Origin of the sequence: Marinomonas lutimaris, from assembly GCF_019426345.1 — a bacterium.
Classification (GTDB): Bacteria; Pseudomonadota; Gammaproteobacteria; order Pseudomonadales; family Marinomonadaceae; genus Marinomonas; species Marinomonas lutimaris.
On sequence record NZ_JAHLLW010000013.1, the window covers coordinates 16,036 to 35,777 of the forward strand.

At 42.7% G+C, this 19,742-nt stretch carries 18 protein-coding genes; 15 read left to right on the top strand and 3 right to left on the bottom strand.

Features of this window, described 5'->3' with window-relative positions; genetic code table 11:
* Positions 1 to 139 precede the first annotated feature (139 nt).
* The gene (locus KPL72_RS14500) at positions 140 to 1,489 is read left to right on the top strand and encodes a sigma-54 interaction domain-containing protein (protein ID WP_212918280.1); all 1,350 of its coding nucleotides are present in this window, start codon (positions 140 to 142) and stop codon (positions 1,487 to 1,489) included.
* A 49-nt stretch (positions 1,490 to 1,538) separates the two neighbouring features.
* On the opposite strand, the gene KPL72_RS14505 is transcribed toward KPL72_RS14500, so the two are convergent.
* Positions 1,539 to 1,844 (bottom strand): hypothetical protein, encoded by a 306-nt coding sequence (locus KPL72_RS14505; protein ID WP_212918279.1) that lies wholly within the window; start codon positions 1,842 to 1,844, stop codon positions 1,539 to 1,541.
* Between the two features lie 105 nt (positions 1,845 to 1,949).
* Here KPL72_RS14505 and KPL72_RS14510 point away from each other — a divergent pair, with 105 nt between their 5' ends.
* The 5 genes from KPL72_RS14510 to KPL72_RS14530 all read left to right on the top strand — a co-directional run bounded on the left by KPL72_RS14510 (position 1,950) and on the right by KPL72_RS14530 (position 7,397).
* On the top strand, positions 1,950 to 2,213 hold the full coding sequence (locus KPL72_RS14510; protein ID WP_219703390.1) for a hypothetical protein: 264 nt from the start codon (positions 1,950 to 1,952) through the stop codon (positions 2,211 to 2,213).
* A gap of 110 nt (positions 2,214 to 2,323) precedes the next feature.
* Positions 2,324 to 3,433, top strand: coding sequence for an agmatine deiminase (gene aguA / locus KPL72_RS14515; protein ID WP_219703391.1), 1,110 nt, complete (start codon positions 2,324 to 2,326; stop codon positions 3,431 to 3,433).
* A 295-nt stretch (positions 3,434 to 3,728) separates the two neighbouring features.
* Complete coding sequence (rsgA, locus tag KPL72_RS14520) at positions 3,729 to 4,706, top strand: GTPase RsgA (RefSeq protein WP_212918277.1); 978 nt, start codon at positions 3,729 to 3,731, stop codon at positions 4,704 to 4,706.
* Between the two features lie 200 nt (positions 4,707 to 4,906).
* Positions 4,907 to 5,434: a menaquinone-dependent protoporphyrinogen IX dehydrogenase gene (gene hemG, locus KPL72_RS14525; protein ID WP_219703392.1), complete on the top strand. Its 528-nt coding sequence runs from the start codon at positions 4,907 to 4,909 to the stop codon at positions 5,432 to 5,434.
* Positions 5,435 to 5,528: 94 nt separating this feature from the next.
* Positions 5,529 to 7,397: a cation:proton antiporter domain-containing protein gene (locus KPL72_RS14530; protein ID WP_219703393.1), complete on the top strand. Its 1,869-nt coding sequence runs from the start codon at positions 5,529 to 5,531 to the stop codon at positions 7,395 to 7,397.
* A gap of 23 nt (positions 7,398 to 7,420) precedes the next feature.
* Here the strand turns inward: KPL72_RS14530 and KPL72_RS14535 are convergent, their stop codons facing one another.
* On the bottom strand, positions 7,421 to 7,789 hold the full coding sequence (locus tag KPL72_RS14535; protein ID WP_219703394.1) for a Fis family transcriptional regulator: 369 nt from the start codon (positions 7,787 to 7,789) through the stop codon (positions 7,421 to 7,423).
* A 175-nt stretch (positions 7,790 to 7,964) separates the two neighbouring features.
* Between KPL72_RS14535 and KPL72_RS14540 the strand changes: the two genes are divergently transcribed.
* The 5 genes from KPL72_RS14540 (at position 7,965) to KPL72_RS14560 (ending at position 14,539) form a co-directional block, all read left to right on the top strand.
* Positions 7,965 to 9,185, top strand: a complete 1,221-nt coding sequence (locus KPL72_RS14540) for an MFS transporter (RefSeq protein WP_219703395.1) — start codon at positions 7,965 to 7,967, stop codon at positions 9,183 to 9,185.
* A gap of 160 nt (positions 9,186 to 9,345) precedes the next feature.
* Positions 9,346 to 10,284 carry an N-acetyl-gamma-glutamyl-phosphate reductase gene (argC, locus tag KPL72_RS14545; protein WP_212918272.1) on the top strand — a complete coding sequence of 313 codons (939 nt, stop codon included), beginning with the start codon at positions 9,346 to 9,348 and terminating at the stop codon, positions 10,282 to 10,284.
* 73 nt (positions 10,285 to 10,357) lie between these two features.
* A complete protein-coding gene (locus KPL72_RS14550; protein WP_219703396.1) occupies positions 10,358 to 11,794 on the top strand; it encodes an SLC13 family permease in 1,437 nt (478 codons plus the stop codon).
* Between the two features lie 148 nt (positions 11,795 to 11,942).
* On the top strand, positions 11,943 to 13,559 hold the full coding sequence (locus tag KPL72_RS14555) for an NAD(P)/FAD-dependent oxidoreductase (RefSeq protein ID WP_219703397.1): 1,617 nt from the start codon (positions 11,943 to 11,945) through the stop codon (positions 13,557 to 13,559).
* Between the two features lie 182 nt (positions 13,560 to 13,741).
* The gene (locus KPL72_RS14560; protein ID WP_212918269.1) at positions 13,742 to 14,539 is read left to right on the top strand and encodes a transglutaminase domain-containing protein; all 798 of its coding nucleotides are present in this window, start codon (positions 13,742 to 13,744) and stop codon (positions 14,537 to 14,539) included.
* A gap of 38 nt (positions 14,540 to 14,577) precedes the next feature.
* Here KPL72_RS14560 and KPL72_RS14565 read toward each other — a convergent pair whose 3' ends face one another.
* A complete protein-coding gene (locus KPL72_RS14565) occupies positions 14,578 to 15,258 on the bottom strand; it encodes a hypothetical protein (protein WP_219703398.1) in 681 nt (226 codons plus the stop codon).
* A 184-nt stretch (positions 15,259 to 15,442) separates the two neighbouring features.
* On the opposite strand from KPL72_RS14565, the gene KPL72_RS14570 reads away from it, so the two are divergent.
* The 4 genes from KPL72_RS14570 to KPL72_RS14585 all read left to right on the top strand — a co-directional run bounded on the left by KPL72_RS14570 (position 15,443) and on the right by KPL72_RS14585 (position 19,706).
* On the top strand, positions 15,443 to 16,330 hold the full coding sequence (locus tag KPL72_RS14570) for a LysR family transcriptional regulator (protein ID WP_219703399.1): 888 nt from the start codon (positions 15,443 to 15,445) through the stop codon (positions 16,328 to 16,330).
* A gap of 121 nt (positions 16,331 to 16,451) precedes the next feature.
* A complete protein-coding gene (locus KPL72_RS14575) occupies positions 16,452 to 17,687 on the top strand; it encodes a CaiB/BaiF CoA transferase family protein (RefSeq protein WP_219703400.1) in 1,236 nt (411 codons plus the stop codon).
* A gap of 9 nt (positions 17,688 to 17,696) precedes the next feature.
* Complete coding sequence (locus KPL72_RS14580; RefSeq protein ID WP_219703401.1) at positions 17,697 to 18,674, top strand: hydroxymethylglutaryl-CoA lyase; 978 nt, start codon at positions 17,697 to 17,699, stop codon at positions 18,672 to 18,674.
* 42 nt (positions 18,675 to 18,716) lie between these two features.
* Entirely contained in the window at positions 18,717 to 19,706 is a 990-nt protein-coding gene (locus KPL72_RS14585) for a TRAP transporter substrate-binding protein (RefSeq protein ID WP_212918264.1), read from the top strand.
* Positions 19,707 to 19,742: the final 36 nt, after the last annotated feature.

Here is a 19,742-nt window from a genome sequence, read left to right on the forward strand (position 1 = left end):
AAAAAAGGGTGAGCTTTGTGCAAATAAGGATGATTAAAGCCGTGTTTACTGAAAATTTACCAGTATTAACTATCACCGGATTCAACCCTATGATTTTATTGCCACATAAATTCTTTAAGATTTTTTAAGGGTAATGACAATGTCTTCACCAAAGCTATTCATGCATATTCAAGATCCATTATTAGCTTCAAACCTGCTGTCTTTAAATGGCGTTAGACAATATGAGTTAAACATTAGCCATCAAGATGAGAATTGGCTAGATCAACTGTCTATTGCTAAATGCGATGTTGCTCTTATCGAAGTCAATTCATTACACGATGTTGCCTTAAAAGAACTTATTAACAGCCCTGTTTTATATCAAACAGAATTTTTATTCTTCAGCAAAGGCAAACCTGATCCAATATTAGATCGCCTAATGCATAAAGGAGCTGGATTTCACTATCGAGCGCCTTATAACTTAAAACTGATTGAGTCTTCGTTAGAAGAAGTTTTTTGTGAACTAAACCGCTCTCACGAAGACATATCTACCCAAACCAGCTATTTAGATCAATTTGGGTTATTAGTTGGTTCATCAGCTGCCATGCATTCGCTTTACCGCACCATTCGAAAAGTGGCGGCAACCAAAGCCAATGCTTTCATCATGGGTGAAAGCGGCACAGGTAAAGAACTTATTGCCAATACCCTACATGTATTTAGCCAACGAGCTGAAGGCCCATTTGTCGCAATTAACTGTGGCGCACTTAGCCCTGAACTGATCGACAGCGAATTATTCGGTCATGTTAAAGGCGCATTTACCGGAGCACATAAAGATCATCAAGGCGTTTTCGAACAAGCCGAAGGTGGCACACTCTTTTTAGATGAAGTCACCGAAATGCCTTATGAGCATCAGGTAAAACTTTTAAGAGTGCTCGAGAGCGGTGAATACAAACCCGTCGGCGCTCAACAAGTAAAAATGGCTAACGTACGAATTGTTGCAGCAACTAACCGTACTCTAAGCGATGCAATCCGTGATGAAGTCTTCCGCGAAGATCTTTATTTTCGCTTAGCTCAATTCCCTATCATGGTTCCCAAATTAAGAGACCGTGAAGGTGATGCATGTGGCCTTGCCCAACATTTTTTGGCTTACCGCAACGCACAAGATGGTCAGCACAAACAATTTTCAACACAAAGCCTAGAAAAAATTAATAACTACATCTGGCCTGGTAATGTACGCGAGTTAAAACATGCTATAGAGCGAGCTTATATTTTGGCTGACCACACCATCCATCCTGAACATCTCATTACCAATGACCTTGGCGACCAAACTAAAGCGGATAAAACGTCAGGTATTCCTATGGGTATGCGCCTAGATGACATAGAAAAAATCGCCATACTAAAAACACTGAAAAACAATGATGGCAACAAAACAGATACAGCCAATCAACTTGGTATCAGTATAAAAACGCTATATAACAAACTCGATAAATACGAACATACCGATTTTTTATAACAGAACGTTAGAAAAAAGGCCGATTAACTCGGCCTTTTTTCTATTCATTTTAGCAATCAGTATCTTTGGCGTTCATGCCTTCTTTCGCTTCTTCACACTTGTCTTCAATAGCGTTACCAGTATCTGTCATTGTCTCATCAATTGAGTTGCCAGCGTTGTTTAGCGCTTCACCAGCATTATCAATCGTTTGATCTACAGCAGCACCAGCGTCATCCATGGTTTGCTCAACGGCATCACCGGCATTGGACATAGCATCTTCTGCTTTACTGTCATCTGAGCTCTGGTCACATGCAGCCAATGTACCAGCAGTAACAAGAATCAAAGCGGTATTTAGTAGAGTACGTTTAATATTCATAATGGTAACCTCCATTTAGTTTTCAAAAGTTTGGGAGCAATAATTGCGGTCTACGCCAGCTTCCAAGTAATCAATTCAACAACCTGAACAAAAGAACTGAAGTTCATGTCGTTGATTTCACATCTAGAGTATTGCGAAGCCCGTGCCAACTTTCAAAAAATACATCAAGTATTTGATATTAAAAGATTTTATTATAAATATGAAAATGAAATACAACTCATACCAAGTGGTCAACAAGTAGTTTTTACAAAATTACTCGGTAACTGTTTCCGTCGAGTAATTGTAAAGACGCAAAAAATGTGGCTCATAAGCCACCAATCTGATGAAATGAAGGAGCAACGCCACGAAACAAGCAGCCCCACAAAATAAACAGCTATTTTCATGGAATACACAAAAAGACTCTTGAATGTTTGTATCTCTGCCATAGAATTGGCCAAAACCTTTGCTTTACTAGATAAGCGACCATTAAGGACATGTTAATGAACACCACGCTGTACACCTCACCACGACTAGATGGTTTTCGTATGCCTGCGGAACACGAACCGCAAGAGCAAGTTTGGATGGCTTGGCCAACCCGCGAAGACAACTGGCGAGAAAAAGGCAAACATGCTCAAGTCGAGTTTGTTGCTGTTGCTACAGCGATTGCGCAATCAACCGATGTCACCTTTATTGTCGATGCAAAGCACTATGAACAAGCTCGCCTCGCTTTGCCTAATCAAATTCGAGTCATTGAAATTCCGTCTGATGATTGCTGGATGCGTGATATAGGTGCGACCTACGTTGTAAACGATCAAGGCGAACGTCGAGCTAATAGTTGGCAGTTTAATGCTTGGGGCGGAGAACTAGACGGCCTATATGATTCTTGGGAACAAGATAATGCCGTTGCCGAACAAATGGCCGCTGTCACAGGTGACTATGTTTACCATGCCCCCTTGATTCTTGAAGGCGGCTCTATTCATGTAGACGGCGAAGGCACCTTATATACAACGGAAGAATGTTTGCTGCACCCAAGCCGTAATCCCCATCTCAGCAAAGAAGACATCGAAGACCTATTAAAGGTGTACTTAAATGTTGAAAAAATCATTTGGCTAAAAGATGGGCTTTATAACGATGAAACCAATGGTCATGTCGATAACATCATGCATGTTGTCCGCCCTGGTGTTGTCGCATTAACAGACTGCGACGACCCAAGCGATCCGCAATACGCTATCAGTAAAGCGGCACTAAAAGTATTAAGCCAAACCGTCGATGCAAAAGGTCGAACACTAGAGATAGTTAAGCTCCCATTGCCTGGGCCGCTTTTTGTATCAGAAGACGAAGCAAAAAATTTAGTAGAAAGCGATTATATGAATCGCCAAGTAGGAGAACGTCTTGCAGCCTCTTACGCCAACTTTTTAATAACGAATCACAGCATTGTTTTTCCTACCTTCGGAGTGAAAACCGACGAGCAAGCAAAGGAAATTCTACAACTCGCCTTTCCTGACCATAATATAATAGGTATTTACGCTAGAAATATATTATTAGGCGGAGGGAACATTCACTGCATTACTCAACAGGTTCCTAAAAAGGACTCTATAAAAACCGTTTAAGTCGCTTAAACTTCTCGGTAATAGATTGCGGCATTGGTTATAGATGTTATACGTATATTCAATATAAATACCAATATGATAAACCTTTTTTATGACGGCGATATTTCTGTTTGTAGCGCTCACACACTGTGCTAATCTGACAAAGTAACGCCTTGTATAAAAGGTTTATAACGCATTGGTGTTTTGTCTATTTTTTTGGCTAGAACATACACAAAATTTTGCTTATGTTCGGTTGTACTAATTGAAGCGCTTTGCTTCTTATTCACGATGGCGTATTTCGCTTGGGGTAATATTAATGGATTCCACGTTTACTTTATTGGACTTAGGCTGGCAGGCTTACTTTCAACAACAGTTATCATTGGATGATTTAGAATCTAACCGTATTGCACGTATCTGCTCTCAACAAGGTAGCAATTACGAGCTTGTCAGTGAGTTCGGCTTCTTTAACTTAGAAAGTGATTCAGATATGCCAAGTATGGCTGTCGGTGACTGGGTTGTTACCGATACTGAACACAATTTTTTACGCCTTTTAGAGCCAAGCTCTGTATTTGAAAACATTGCTTCAAATATAGACACTGTGTTTCTAATTTGCGCATTAAATCAAGACTTCAATCTAGCACTGATTAAACGCTATTTAGAACTTACCCATGAAGCTCAAGCTGATGCGGTTGTCATTCTTACTAAAGCCGACACCTGCGAAGACGCTGCAGAAAAACGTGCCCAAGTAGAAAAGCTTGATCCATTGCTCATCGTAGAAACTGTTAATGCTTTGGATGCTGACAGCCTACGCTGCCTATCGCCTTTGCTTAAGAAAGGCAAAACTATTGCTTTATTAGGCGCGGTTGGCTCTGGTAAATCCGCATTGATCAACACCTTGATGCAGACCACAGCGGAAGGCAAAGCCCAAAGAAACATTGGCGATTCTGGTGTATTAAAAATCATGCCATCAGGCGCAATCTTATTAGATACAGCTGGCATGCGTGAATTACAACTGGCTGAATTTGATAGCAGCGCTATTGCCAATTTTGCCGACATCATCGCCTTGGAAAAAGAGTGCCGATTTAGCGACTGCCATCACCAAGGTGAGCCTGGTTGTGCGATCAAAGGTGCCGTTAAAGCAAACCGCTTAGATGAGCAACGCGTGGCTGATTTTATGTTACTTCGTAATGAAGATAACGATGACGATCAATTCACGAGATCCAAACCACAAGAGAAGTTTTATCGTAGCGCACAATCTGATATCCGCGCACGAAAACACAGCTCTGCCGAGTAATATTTGATATTTAGCACAATTTCAAATTAGCAAAACAGAAAGCGGATTATTAAATATAGTCTGCTTTTTTTGTGCAGAAAAAAACCTCCAAAATAAATAAGAGCAACCTCCGCTCTTTACAGCAAGCCGATGAGTGTTTATAACAACTCCCTCTATTCGTTTTCACTCCACTCTAACAGAGGCAGCTTTTCTGAATCACCATGTCTAATACTTTACTGATTTATTCAACAACAGACGGTCACACAAAAAAGATAAGCCTAAAAATGCAAGCTGTAATCGAAAGCCAAGGCCATACCGTCACTCTTTTACCAGTAGAAGAGGCAACGGCAGAAACCTTAGCCAATCATGACAAGGTGGTCATTGGTGCCAGCATACGCTATGGCAAACATCAAAAAGTCGTTATCGACTTTATTGAGCAGCATAAAACTCAGCTTAATAGCAAACCGAGTGCTTTTTACACTGTTAACCTTGTTGCTCGTAAACCCGAAAAGTGCCAACCAGACACAAACCCGTACATCATTAAACTTTTAGCCCAACTCGATTGGAAACCAAGTTTAGAAGGGGTTTTTGCTGGTAAATTAAATTATCCACAGTACGGTTTCATCGACCGAAACATGATCCGCTTTATTATGTGGATGACCAAAGGACCGACCGACCCAAAGACTAATATGGAGTTTACCGATTGGAACAGTGTCGACAAATTCGCTCAATCCATCAGTGATATGTAATAAAACGGCCGTTAATAATCTATAGTAAAACGACGCAATCTAAACATTAAAACCATTCGCTATTCTATTGAGTTATTAGAAAAGGAAAAATGAAATGACTGACACGCTGTTGCTAACCTTTATTTTTTTGGTTGCGGGGGTCATTTCTGTTCCTATTGCGTCGCGGCTCGGACTCGGCTCTGTATTGGGTTATTTGTTAGCAGGGATTGTCATTAGTCCTCTGCTGACATTATTAGCAGTAGACATTGTTTCTATTCAGCACTTTGCCGAACTCGGTGTTGTTATGATGCTATTCCTTGTTGGGCTAGAGCTAAATCCTAAAAAGCTTTGGGCGTTAAAGTCCAAATTATTAGGCTTAGGTGGCGGACAAGTTGCATTAACAGCCCTATTTATTATGGGATTGGGGATGCTATTGGACCAAGAATGGCGCACCAGCTTAGCCATAGGTTTAGTACTCGCCCTCTCTTCTACCGCTATTGTTATTCAAACGCTAACTGAAAAAGGCCTAATGAAATCAGATGGCGGACAATCCTCTTTCGCCGTACTGCTCGCTCAAGATATTGTCGTTATCCCAATGCTGGCTTTTATTCCTCTGCTTGCCACACCGGAGCTCATCGAATCTTTAAGTCATGCAGCAGAGATATCACAGGGCGGGAGCCATTCCGTCTCTTTAGTTGATGGTTTAGAGGCATGGCAAACCGCTTTGATTACCATCGGTGCCATTGGTGTTGTGATTTTAAGCGGTCGCTTTTTGGTTACGCCTATTTTTCGTTTTATCGCTGTCACTCAATTAAGAGAGCTATTTATTGCTGCAGCTCTGATGTTCGTCATCGGCACAACGCTACTCATGTCTTTAGTTGGACTATCTCCCGCACTTGGGACATTTCTAGCTGGTGTAGTATTGGCTAACTCACCTTATCGACATGAATTAGAAAGTGACATTGCTCCTTTTAAAGGTTTACTACTTGGGCTCTTCTTCATGACCGTCGGCGCGGGCATAAACTTCACTCTACTGTTTAGCCACTTCCTTTCTATCCTTGGCTTAACCATCGGATTAATTCTACTGAAAGCCACCACGCTTTTCATATTAGGACGAATTTTCAGTATTCGCGGATCAAACAAATGGTTGTTTGCACTGGGTCTTGCTCAAGCGGGTGAATTTGGTTTTGTCTTATTGTCTTTTACCGTCAGCAACGCGGTGATTTCTCAGGAAGTTGCTGACATCCTGCTGCTTGTCGTGGCCTTGTCTATGTTACTCACGCCAATGCTATTCATTATCTATGATCGTGTAATCGCACCTCGTTATGCCACAGACAAAACAGCGGGAACACACGATGATCTTCCCGATGACAACAAAATCATTATTGCCGGCTCAGGACGAATGGGAAGTACAATAGACAATCTTTTACGTTTAGCTGGTTATCATTCCACAGTAATTGATTTCAGTGTAAAAAGACTAAGAGCGCTACAGAACTTTGGGGTTAAAAATTACTTTGGTGATGCAACTCGTCCAGACTTACTACAAGCCGCAGGCATAGATGAAGCATCGCTGCTGATTATTACTATTGATAATCCAGAACAAATCACCAAACTGGTCAAATATGCCAAAGAGCACTACCCTAACCTACACATTATCGCGAGAGCCTTTGACAATAATCACGTTTACGACTTATGGGCTTCGGGATGTCGAGATATCATTCGAGAAAACTACGACAGTAGCTTGCGTATGGGACGATCTGCATTTGAGGCGCTGGGCATCTCTCATCATAAAGCAGAGCAGATGATCGACGTGTTTAATCAACACGATAAAGTATCTATGGTGGAAGTCGCTGATGCCCATCAGATCGGCGTTCCCTCTCATGAAAACAAAGTATTTATCGCGCGTCTTAAAAAATATCTGGAAGAGAAAAACCCACAACTCCAAAAAGCAATGCAAGATATTCAAGCACAAGCAGACGACTAAACTACTATTTCCCTTTTTAACAGTCAGTGCAGCGTCACACTACTTTGCAGCTTAGCGAGTCGTTCATTCCATTTTCCGTTATGGGAACGCTCGCAGGCTTCTTCACTATCAAAACTCACTTGCTGACGAAGCTTATTGAGCCTGATGCTAACGGCATTTAACTCACTGCTAATAAGCTGATAAAAGTACTCGTCTTGCTTAGCGTCAATGGCTTTAGACAAGGCCTCATCGGTTTCGAAAACACAAACGATCTTTAGTGAATTAGGAAATGCATTGTAATTGACCAAATGCGTTAGCCAGACAAAACCTTCCACAGAATCCAGTGCTGTTTCACACACATTTGTTAATGCTTCACGAAGGGCATTGTCAATTTTCTTATCGGATTTCTTCATAAAAACACATTACTGATTTAAGAAGCCGAAAGTGTAACCTGTCGCACAACCTCAACCAAGCTGATCGACCAGATTCCCTATCATGCATTTCTTCTAAAAAATAACCTGCTATAATTTCAAAACACTGTTTCAATATAAAGCTTCTACATAAAACGCCGCATCATCGGAGATAACCTTGTACAAAACATTTCGCTCGTTGAGCAACCCACAATATCGACTTTGGGCAATGGGAGCTTTTGTCTCAAATATAGGCACATGGCTGCAACGCACTGCACAAGATTGGATTGTGATTGCAGAGCTGTCTAACGGAAACGCCACAGCAGTGGGCATTGTTGTCGCTCTGCAGTTTGCTCCACAATTTATTTTCTTACCTATCATTGGCTGGGCTGCAGATTACTTCGACCGCCGCAAACTACTTATCGTCACACAAAGCTTGCGCGGTTTGCTCGCGCTAGTTCAAGCCATCATGGTTCTAAATGGCCACCTTGAGCTGTGGCACATGTATATTTTCGCTTTTTTACTCGGCTGCTTTACCGCATTCGACACTCCAGCGAGGCATGCATTCGTAGCCGATTTAGTCGCTGATAAAGATCTGGCTAACGCGGTTTCTTTGAATTCAATTTCATTTAATAGCGCTCGGATGATTGGTCCTGCTATCGCAGGATTTTTAATTCTATTAATGGGGGCTGGCTGGGTGTTTGCGCTAAATGCCTTGTCCTTTATTCCAATTATCGCCATCACTTATATGATAAAGGCCAAACCAGTAAATTTGCTCCCAAGCGTCGAAAGTGATTCTAGCAAATCTAGTAAAGCCACCTTATTTGATGGATTTTATTATATTCGCCAACGTCCAGACATGATCATTGCCATCACCATGTTTTTTTTCTTCGCTATGTTTGGGCTAAACTTCACTGTCTATCTGACGTCAATGACAGTGCATGTGTTTACTGGTAACTCTCAGCAATTTGGTATTTTAATGTCTATTATGGCAGTAGGTTCTATTGTCGGCGCCATGATTACCGCTAACCGAGAAAGCCCTAATATTCGTTTTATATCCTTTTCAGCTATCGGCTTTGGGGTAATTGCCTTGATAGCCTCGGTCATTCCTAATTTTTGGTTATTTGCCGCCTCACTCTGTTTAATAGGCATGACTACTCAACTTTTTACCACATCCGTACATAGCCTAATTCAACTATGCGCTCAAAAATACATACGCGGTCGAGTCATTGCTATTTTGTTGGCAACCTCTGTAGGAGGTTCGGCTATTGGTGGGCCTTTGGTCGGTTGGACTGCCGACTTGCTCGGTGCTCGTTGGGCTATCGCCTGTGGAGGCATTATTGCTTTGCTAACCGCTGCGCTTGGCTTACGCTATCTACATCGACAAGGTGATAAATAAGTTTTTTTAAGATTAAGCAAAGCTCTCAACTATTAAGCTGCACCCTGATGCATTACACTATTTACTCACGATAACATTCGACCCAAACATTCAATATAAAGCAGGAAACTCAAATCGACGCCCTGCTTTTGATTTAAGACATCCAGTAAGGAACCCTGCTGTGAAAAAAGTATTTATTGATGGCGAAACAGGCACGACAGGCCTTCAAGTAAAAGACCGTCTAGTTAACCACCCACACATTGAAATCATCAGTATCGACCAAGATAAAAAACGCGACGTAGAAGAAAAGCGTCGTCTGATGAAAGAAGCCGATGTAACAGTACTTTGCCTACCCGATGATGCGGCAAAAGACAGCGTTATTTTGGCAAAAGAAGAAGGTTGTCGTATTTTGGACGCTAGCTCTGTTCACCGAGTTGCGGAAGGTTGGGTATACGGGTTGCCTGAACTAGATGTCACGCAACGCGATAGAATCAAAGATGCTCAGTTCGTTTCTAACCCTGGTTGTTACCCAACAGGAGCGATCTTGTTGTTGAAACCATTGATTGAAGCTGGATTACTTTCCGCGTCTTATGACTATTCCATCAATGCCGTATCTGGTTACAGTGGTGGCGGTAACGCGTTAATTGACCGTTATGAAAGCACCAACAATGCGCCGATATTCGGTGCCTACGGTTTGTCTTTCAACCATAAACACCTAGCCGAAATGAAAAAATGGTCAGGTTTGGATAACGCACCGATTTTCGTTCCTAGTGTGGGTAACTTCCGCCAAGGCATGTTGACCTTCTTGCCAATTCAACTAAAAGGTGAGACTACCATGGAGCAGTTACAAGCTAAATTGGCTGAAGTATATGCCAACGACACGTTCGTAACGGTAAATGGTTTTAATGTAGTGGCTGATAACGCTGCCCCATTCTTGACACCACACGGCCTTGAAGACACCAACCAAATCGAGTTATCGGTTCTAAGTGAACCAGGTAACAAGTCTGGCATTCTTGTCGCTAAACTGGATAACCTTGGCAAAGGTGCATCTGGCGCAGCCGTACAAAACCTAAACATCATGTTAGGTTTTGACGAAGCAACTGCCGTGAATCTTCGCTAATAAAAAACTGGCCTTCTTTGACACCTAAATTTAGGTATAAAGAAGGCCAGATTTCCTCCATTAGGGTTCTCTAATGAGCAATCAAAGTCATTCACAAAATATATCGTCACCAACAGAAAAAAATCCACAGCAAACTCTAAGCAAACCACACTGGCCGCTTTATCTGATATTAGTGATGACATTTGCCATTGGGGTGGTTTCCTATCAATTTCTAACTCTCTCCCAATCACTGACTGCTGGACTACTGTTCATTTGTATCGCCTTTTGGGCGACGTCTTTGGTACCAGCTTATTGGCCTGCTTTGGGATTATTTGCTTTTGCGACGGCAACCCAACTTGCTCCAACACAAGTCATATTCGCTGGATTTCAGTCATCGACATTTTGGTTATTGTTCAGTGGTATGGTGTTTGGGGCAGCAATTAATCACACGGGGATAAATTCACGTGCAACACGCTTGTTGATGCTGATTCTTGGTAATAGCTACCAAGGTACGATTATTAAGATTGCGTTGTTTGCGATGGGATTGGCCTTTTTGATTCCTTCTGGTGTAAGTCGTATCGTTCTTATTATTCCAATCATCGCCTCTCTCGCCGATCATTTTGGCTACGATCAAGACTCCAATGGTCGAAAGGGTATGTTATTGACTGCGGCATTTGGAACCTTTTTACCAGCCTTCTCTATCTTGCCTGCGAACGCGCCCAATATGCTACTTTCAGGTATGACTGAAGCCTTATACAACGCGCCCTTTTCTTATGGCGAGTATCTACTTTTGCACTTCCCTATCTTGGGACTTGGAAAGTTAATCATGACTGTTGGCGTTATTCTGTGGCTTTTTCCAGATAAAGCACCAAGCCAAGCCATACAAGCGACCATTGAAAAGTCAGCCATGACGAAAATAGAAATACGGCTGCTAATTGTGCTTTGCGCTTGTTTTGCTTTCTGGTTCACAGATTCACTGCATCATATTTCTGCTGGTTGGGTTGGACTTATTGCTGCGCTAGTTTGCCTATGGCCAAGCCTTGGATTAATGGCAAAAAACAGCATTGATAAAGACATTCAGTACGGTACGCTATTATTTGCGGCGGGGATTATTGGCTTAAGTGCGATCATTGCCTATTCTGGTCTGGGTACTATCTTGGTGAATTATTTAACCGAGGTCATTCCTTTCACCCAAAATTCAGCTTTACTGAATTTGAGCTTGCTAACCTTTATTTCCACTTGCGTGGCTGTGGTAACCAATCTAGCTGGCGTCCCTGCCATTATGACGCCAATGGCGGAGCATCTTGCTGACATTACCGGTTTATCTAATAACGCAGTGTTAATGACCCAAGTATTGGCATTTTCAAACGTCTTACTGCCTTATCAAGCGCCACCTCTGATAACTGCAATTGCGCTTGGCAATTTATCCATCAGCGCTGTCACTAAGGTTTGTCTGGCGACCTTTGCGCTGACGAGTTTGATATTGCTGCCACTAAACTTCCTCTGGTGGCATATTCTCGGTATGTTTTAAGCAAATTGTTAGCTTCCACACAAAGTGATTTGACAGAAGAGCCCCATTTTAAAGAACACTTCTGTTATTTGAGAACAGCTTTTTCAACGAAAATATCGTATTATCCCCGCTATTAGCCATTGACCCAGTATTCTAATTATTGATTCCTATGATACGACTTTCCAATATCCAACTTCCTCTTGATCACGACGCTAACGCAATAGAAAGCGCGATTTTATCCATGCTTGAAATTCCAGCAGAGAAACTCGTTAGCTTTAACGTTTTTCGTCGCGGATACGATGCGCGTAAGAAAACTAATATCATATTGATTTACACCTTGGATGTTGAAACGACGTGTAACGATGTTTTGCTTAGCCAATTTGCGGATCACCAGCAAGTCAAAGTCACACCTGACTTAGATTATCATCCCGTTGCACAAGCACCAGTAACCTTGACTGAACGCCCTATCGTTATTGGTTTTGGTCCATGCGGCTTATTAGCCGCCTTGGTTTTAGCGCAAATGGGTTACAAGCCAATCGTGTTGGAGCGCGGTAAAGAAGTACGTGAACGTACCAAAGATACCTTTGGTTTCTGGCGTAAGAAGATTCTGAACACTGAGTCTAACGTACAGTTTGGTGAAGGCGGGGCGGGAACCTTTTCTGACGGCAAACTCTATAGCCAAGTGAAAGACCCTAAACAATACAGCCGAAAAGTCCTTAATGAATTTGTTGCTGCAGGCGCACCGGACGAAATCCTTTACGTCAGCAAACCTCACATTGGTACCTTTAAGCTGGTTGCCATGGTCGAAAAAATGCGCGCACAGATTATTGAATTAGGTGGTGAGATTCGTTTCAGCTGTCGTGTTGATAATTTACATATCGAAGACGGCCAAGTCACTGGCGTTACCCTTGCTGATGGCGAACAACTGCATTCTAAACACATCGCTATTGCTATTGGTCACAGCGCTCGTGACACCTTCGAAATGCTGCACAACAAAGGCGTATACATCGAAGCCAAACCTTTCTCGGTTGGCTTTCGTATCGAACACGAGCAATCCTCTATCGATAAAGCCCGCTTTGGCCCAAATGCGGGTAACGAGATTTTGGGTGCGGCGGATTACAAACTGGTTCACCACTGTAAAAATGGTCGTTCCGTTTACAGCTTCTGTATGTGCCCTGGCGGCACCGTCGTTGCGGCTACATCGGAAGAAAATCGCGTAGTTACCAATGGTATGAGTCAATATTCTCGTAACGAACGTAACGCCAACAGCGCCATTGTTGTGGGTATTGATCCATCCGATTATCCAGGTGGACCGCTTGCGGGCATCGAATTCCAACGCAAGCTAGAAAGTCTTGCTTATGAGTTGGGAGGCAGCAACTACGATGCGCCAGCACAAACCGTCGGCGCCTTTTTACGTAACGAAACACCAGAAAAACTCGGTACAGTGGAGCCTTCTTTCAAACCGGGTATTAAACTAACCAACCTAGCGGATGCCTTGCCAGATTTTTGTATCGAAGCGATTCGAGAAGCGATTCCAGCATTCAATAAGAAAATCCGTGGTTTTGCCTTCGATGATGCTCTACTTACTGGCGTAGAAACGCGCACATCAGCGCCGATCAATATCAAACGCGATAATGACAGCCTAGAAAGTATCAACACAAAAGGCTTGTATCCAGCTGGAGAAGGCGCGGGGTATGCTGGTGGCATTATGTCGGCAGCTATTGATGGCATTAAAATCGCCGAAGCCATGGCATTGAGCATCAATGCGAAAGCAGCATCTAAATAAGGCTTAACAGAGCCACATTATTAAAACGAAAGGGTCGCCAACTAGGCGACCCTTTTTTGTAAGGCTCAAATACATATTTGTATCATCTAAAGTCTATTATGCTCATACTTTACTTCCGTTATAGCTGATCATACTTATAGCTGCTACTGTAATGAGCAAACTATCAATTCGGGAGTTGTTTTATGTGGCTAGAAGCATCCAGTACTCTTGAGTTCAATATTGAGACACCGTCACCTTTCGTACTGATGTTACGCCCTCGTAGCGGTATGCAGCAGTGGATTGCTCGGGAAGAATATGTCTTGTCACCCAGTGTGCCAGCCGTGGAGTTTACCGATTCCTTTGGAAACTTATGCCAAAGATTAGTTGCTCCTGTCGGACATTTTTCGATTCGTATCTCAGTGGTAATAGAAACCGCCAACGCTTCAGATACTGCACCTGGCGCGCCTTTTGTCGACATCCAGCAACTACCCGACGAAACCTTACCTTTTTTGCACCCGAGTCGTTATTGCGACTCTGATCATTTTACCGAAATGGCCTCGTCCATCGTTACAGGCTTAACGCCCGGTTATGACCAATGCAGCGCTATCGTCGATTATATTCGTCAAAACATTCAATACACACCTGGGGAAGGCGAACAGAACATAAGTGCATCAGAGCTAAACGGATTAGGGCGAGGCGTTTGTCGAGACATGGCACATTTGGGCATTGCTTGCTGTCGAGCGCTCGCCATTCCTGCACGCATGGTGGTCGGTTATCTTGAAGGTTTGGAGCCGATGGATTTACATGCGTGGTTTGAAGCCTACGTTGGCAATCGTTGGTACACATTCGATCCAACGCAAGCGGATTTACAAGGTGGTCGTGTCGCTATCGCTTTTGGGCGAGACGCTGCTGATGTGGCGATCTACACCCAGTTCGGGCCACCAGTAGAGCTGCTCAATCTCGATGTTAAGGTCCAAGAAACTCAAGGGCCAACGCGATAAAGCAGCATTTTTATGAAGCAAAACGATTAATGAAGCTATTAGACAATATCAAATTGAATAATAGCTTCATTCCGATTGATGACTCGATTCACACCTAAAGACTCAGCGGCTGGCACTAACCCATTTAAGGTTCCGGTAATAAAAAAGTAATCTTTATTGCCGTAGCCTCGTTGAATACATTGAAGTATCCCTTTCTTCACCACGTCTTTCTTTGCCTCTACAAGCTGATCTAGTTCAGCCGTAAATGTGTAATCTTGATTGCCACCTTCGAAAAGTAGCTCACCTGCGACAGGCTTTTGAGAAACAAAAACACCGTAGTTGAAATAGAAGTCACACGCAGAGTGATTGGTAGGATGAATAGCAGGACGAATCAATTCTACAGCCGCGAAAGGCATTAACTCAGCGACCAATTCATTTACATCATCCGTTGAGCTTGGCACAGTCAATTGAAAACACACTTCCAACTCGGTTCCACGAAATGCTTGATGGAGAATAGTTTCGCCAAGGTTGTTAAATACTTGAAAATCAAAAATAGGAGCAAGAATAATCACGCCCTCTTTATCGACAATTTTCCAACCAGCGATAACACCACCTTTTCCAATGATCTCAGAGATCAATGCGTCTTGTGCTACACAAATAGAGTCAAAAGTCTCTGTTAAAGATAATGACGCCTCATGTTTAAACCCTTTTATTATCTGAGAATATTCTTCGAAAACCATATCGTGAAAGCCCTTTGTGAAAATTAATAGAGGTGAAAAAAGTGTTTAATCGTAGCCGAATGACACTAAAGATGTCGCTATAGTATGAGAAAAAAACGAGATGGGATATGATCTTTGCGCGTTTAATGGTGTATACAAAATAGAATCGACTTCCAAAAACAATAAAGTATGGATGTAATCATAAATGCGAATTGACCCAACTTCCCTGCGCTTATTCGTCTGCGTCATTGAGCAAGGCTCGATAGCACGTGCTGCCGAATTGAATTTTATTGCCGCTTCAGCCGTATCAAAACGCATCAAGGAATTAGAGCAATTGCTTCATACCCCATTAATGATGCGCACCAATCGAGGAGTAGTTGCTACACCTGCAGGCCAAGCGTTGTTACAGATGTCCCGCGGCGTGCTGCATCAACTGGATGATATTTATAACCAAATGAATGAGTTCTCACACGGTGTTCGAGGGCAAGTTCGAATGGTGGCCAATATTTCTGCTATCAGTCAATTTCTCCCTAAACAACTGCGCTCTTTTTTGAACCAAAACCCTTTGGTGCAAATTCATTTAGAAGAGAAAATCAGTAGTGAAATCATTCGTGCTGTTGCTGAAAATGCTGCAGACATTGGTATTGTCACCATCGCTTCAAGAGAATACCCAGACCTTTCCATCTATCCTTATAAAACAGACCGTCTTGTGGTCATCACTCCGGTTGGGCACCCCCTTGGACAATACAAAGAGGTCAAGTTTGTAGACACTTTAGGGCATGACTATGTCGGTTTACATACAGGAAGTGCCATCAACAACCAAATGATTAATGCCTCTACCAATGCCAATTTACCACTAAATATGCGTATTCAAGTCACCAGCTATGAAGCACTTTGCAGCATGGTGGAATCAGGACTTGGTATAGGACTTATGCCTATCGACATTGCTCGCCCCTATATAAAAGCTTCACGAATAGAGGCTTTGCCATTATTAGACGGCTGGGCACACCGAGAGCTTAAGATCTGTGTTCGCAGTTCGGATCAACTACTCGACGCTGCTCACCATTTATTAACCCATTTACGTACAACTTAATGTCTATCAATCTTGCCATATCCTAAAGAGATGGCAGCCTAACATTTAGGCGCTTTTCTCTTGTTCTAGTTTAAAAGATGATAATTACAACAATTACAAAAAATAATTAAGGGAAACGAGAATGAGCCAACGCGACTCGTCATCTAACACAAATTCTAACAATGAAACCGAATTACCTTTAAAGGGCGTACGTGTTTTAGAACTAGGATCTCTCATCGCCGGCCCCTATGCTGGCAGCATTTTTGCTCAATTCGGCGCAGAAGTAATTAAGGTTGAACCTCCCGGAAGCGGTGATCCATTGCGCAAATGGCGCAAAATGTACAAAGACACCTCTCTTTGGTGGTACTCACAAAGCCGCAATAAAAAGTCTATTACGCTAGATCTTAAATCAGCGGATGCACAAGCCATCATCCACGACTTAGTTAAAGACGTCGACATAGTCATCGAAAACTTCCGTCCTGGCACCTTAGAAAAATGGAATCTGGGATGGGAGCAATTATCTGCTGTCAAACCAGAACTCATCATGTTACGTGTTTCGGGTTATGGTCAGGATGGACCTTATTCTTCGCGTCCTGGGTTTGCTGCGATTGCAGAATCCATTGGTGGCTTACGTCACCTTGTTGGTTATCCCGATAGACCTCCAGTTCGAGTGGGTGTCAGCATTGGCGACACACTTGCATCACTTTACGGCGTAATCGGTGCCATGATGGCGATGCATCACTTAAAAGTAAATAAAGGCACTGGGCAGTTTATCGATGTAGCCTTATACGAATCTGTATTCGGTGTGATGGAAAGCTTGATCCCTGAATACGGTATGTTCGGTTTTATACGAGAACGTACTGGCGCTAGTATGCCGGGCATTGCACCATCTGGTTCTTATATGAGCAAAGACGAACGCTACATTGTTATTGCCGCTAACAGCGACAGTATTTTCAAGCGTTTAATGAATGCAATGGAACGACCAGATTTAGCAAACGATCCAGAGTTAGCGCAAAATGACGGTCGAGCTAAACGCTCCGACGAACTAGATGAAGCAATTCAAGCTTGGACATCTCAGCACTCTCTTAAAGATGCACTCGCCATTTTGGAAGAAGCCGCTGTGCCGTCTAGTGGTATTAATAATGCGGAAGATATTTTTAACGACCCACACTTTCATGCTCGAGAAATGATTGTTGAACACCCACTTTCTGGTGACGATAAAATATCACTTCCTGGCATAGTACCAAAATTAAGCCTAACACCTGGCAAAACTCAGTGGCTAGGGCCAAAACTGGGCGAGCACACTGACGAAATTTTGGGCTCAGTTGGAATCGATGAAGACAAGCTTGCCACGCTACGTGCCAAGGGTGTGATTTAGGAGCCTATTATGTTCATGCAGAATCTACCGACCAAGGTACGAATTAACGAAGTGGCGACTCGCGATGGTTTTCAAAGCGAAGCACTTTTTATTCCAACAAATAAGAAAATCGAAATCATAGATCGCTTATCTTTACTTGGTTTAAATAAAATCGAAGTCACCTCTTTTGTATCACCAAAGGCAATTCCTAATCTGCGTGATGCTGAAGAAGTCATGAATAGCATTACGCGTAATCCCAAGGTCACTTATGTAACCCTTGTCCCCAATGAAAAAGGTGCAGAGCGCGCACTGGCGACCAAGGCGGATGAAGTCAACCTGGTTATGTCGGTGAGTGAATCGCATAACCTTTCGAACATGCGCATGTCATGCGAGCAGTCATTGGCGCAGTTCAAACGTATTTGCGAGTTAATGAAAGGTAGTAACACTCGAATTAATGCTTCATTAGCTACTTCTTTTGGCTGCCCTTTTGAAGGCATTATCTCTCCTGAGCGTGTAATCAAAGTCATTCATCAATATATTGATACTGGCATTCAGAGTATTTCGATTGCTGACACAACAGGTATGGCATCACCAAGACAAGTCTATGAGCTATGTTCGCAAGTTCGCGATATTTTTCCAGCACTCGATGTCACGTTGCATTTACACAACACGCGCGGTATGGGATTAGCGAACGCACTTGCTGGTTTATCTGCGGGCATCACTCAACTAGATGCGTCATTGGGTGGAATTGGCGGTTGCCCTTACGCACCAGGAGCAACAGGCAACATTTGTACAGAAGATCTTGTGCACATGCTGGAATCGAGCGGTTTAGACACAGGCGTACATCTTACTAATTTATTAGAAATAGCACGCGAACTACCAGAATTACTAGAACACGATATATCAGGACAAATTGCCAAGGCAGGCTTACGAACTGAAACAAGGCCGTTATCACAAAGTGTTATTGACCTTAAAGCTCGTATTAAAAGCACTAAAATCACAAGCTAGCAGTATAAAAATAACGATTAATAATAAAAATAGGACATTATCATGAATTATAAAGCTCTTCTAAAAACAGGTTTATTGGCCTCGACCTTACTGGCTTCTTTGCCAACCTTGGCAGAAACCACATTAGGGATTTCTCTGCAATTACCTCTTAAACATCACCTTGGACAAAACCTTCTAGATTTCAAAAAAGAAGTAGAAGAAAAAAGCCATGGTGATATAAAGATAAAAATCTACCCTTCTGCTCAGCTTTTTAAAGACAGCGAAGTACATCAAGCAGTTAGCTCTGGTGCTATTGAAATGGGTGTAATGAGCCTTTCTCAACTTGCTGGCACAATCCCTGCCGTAGACGTTTTTTATGTACCTTTCATGTTTCCTTCTCAAGACAAGGTAGAAGCGGCGACGCGTCCTGACAGCCCAGTTCGTAAATTACTCGATGACGCCATTCTAAAAACCGGTACGCGTGCATTATGGTGGCAAGCTTATGGTGGCGTAGCGTTGCTTTCTAAGAAAAAACCAATTGAACAGCCAGAAGACATGAAAGGCATGAAGGTTCGTGTTTTTGGTAAAACATTAGGTGAATTTGTTAAGGCAGTAGGCGGCGCACCAACATCGCTATCTGGCTCTGAACAATTCCTAGCCTACCAACGTGGCACAGTAGATGCTGGCATGACAGGCGTATCCGCAGTTGGCCCACGGAAGCTGTACCAAGTAATGGATTACCTTACCCTAACAAATCATGCTGACATTGAGTTCTTAACTGTTATTAATGAAAAAGTATGGGAATCTTTATCTGCTGATAATCAAAAAATTCTGTCTGATGCAGCTCGTAAAGTTGAAGTAGAGCTAAGAGATAAAATCAAAAAAATCGAGAGCGATGCTATCGTAGATGCTGAAAAACACATGAAGGTGATTCATCTTACTGATGACGACATCATCGCTTGGCGTAAAGCAACCAGCTCTGTTAAAGAATCTTTCTTAGATAATTCAGGTCCACTCGGTTTTAAAGTCATTCAGGCTGCCGAAAACCTTTAAGCTTATAAAAATATATCGCGGATGAGCCCTTCATCC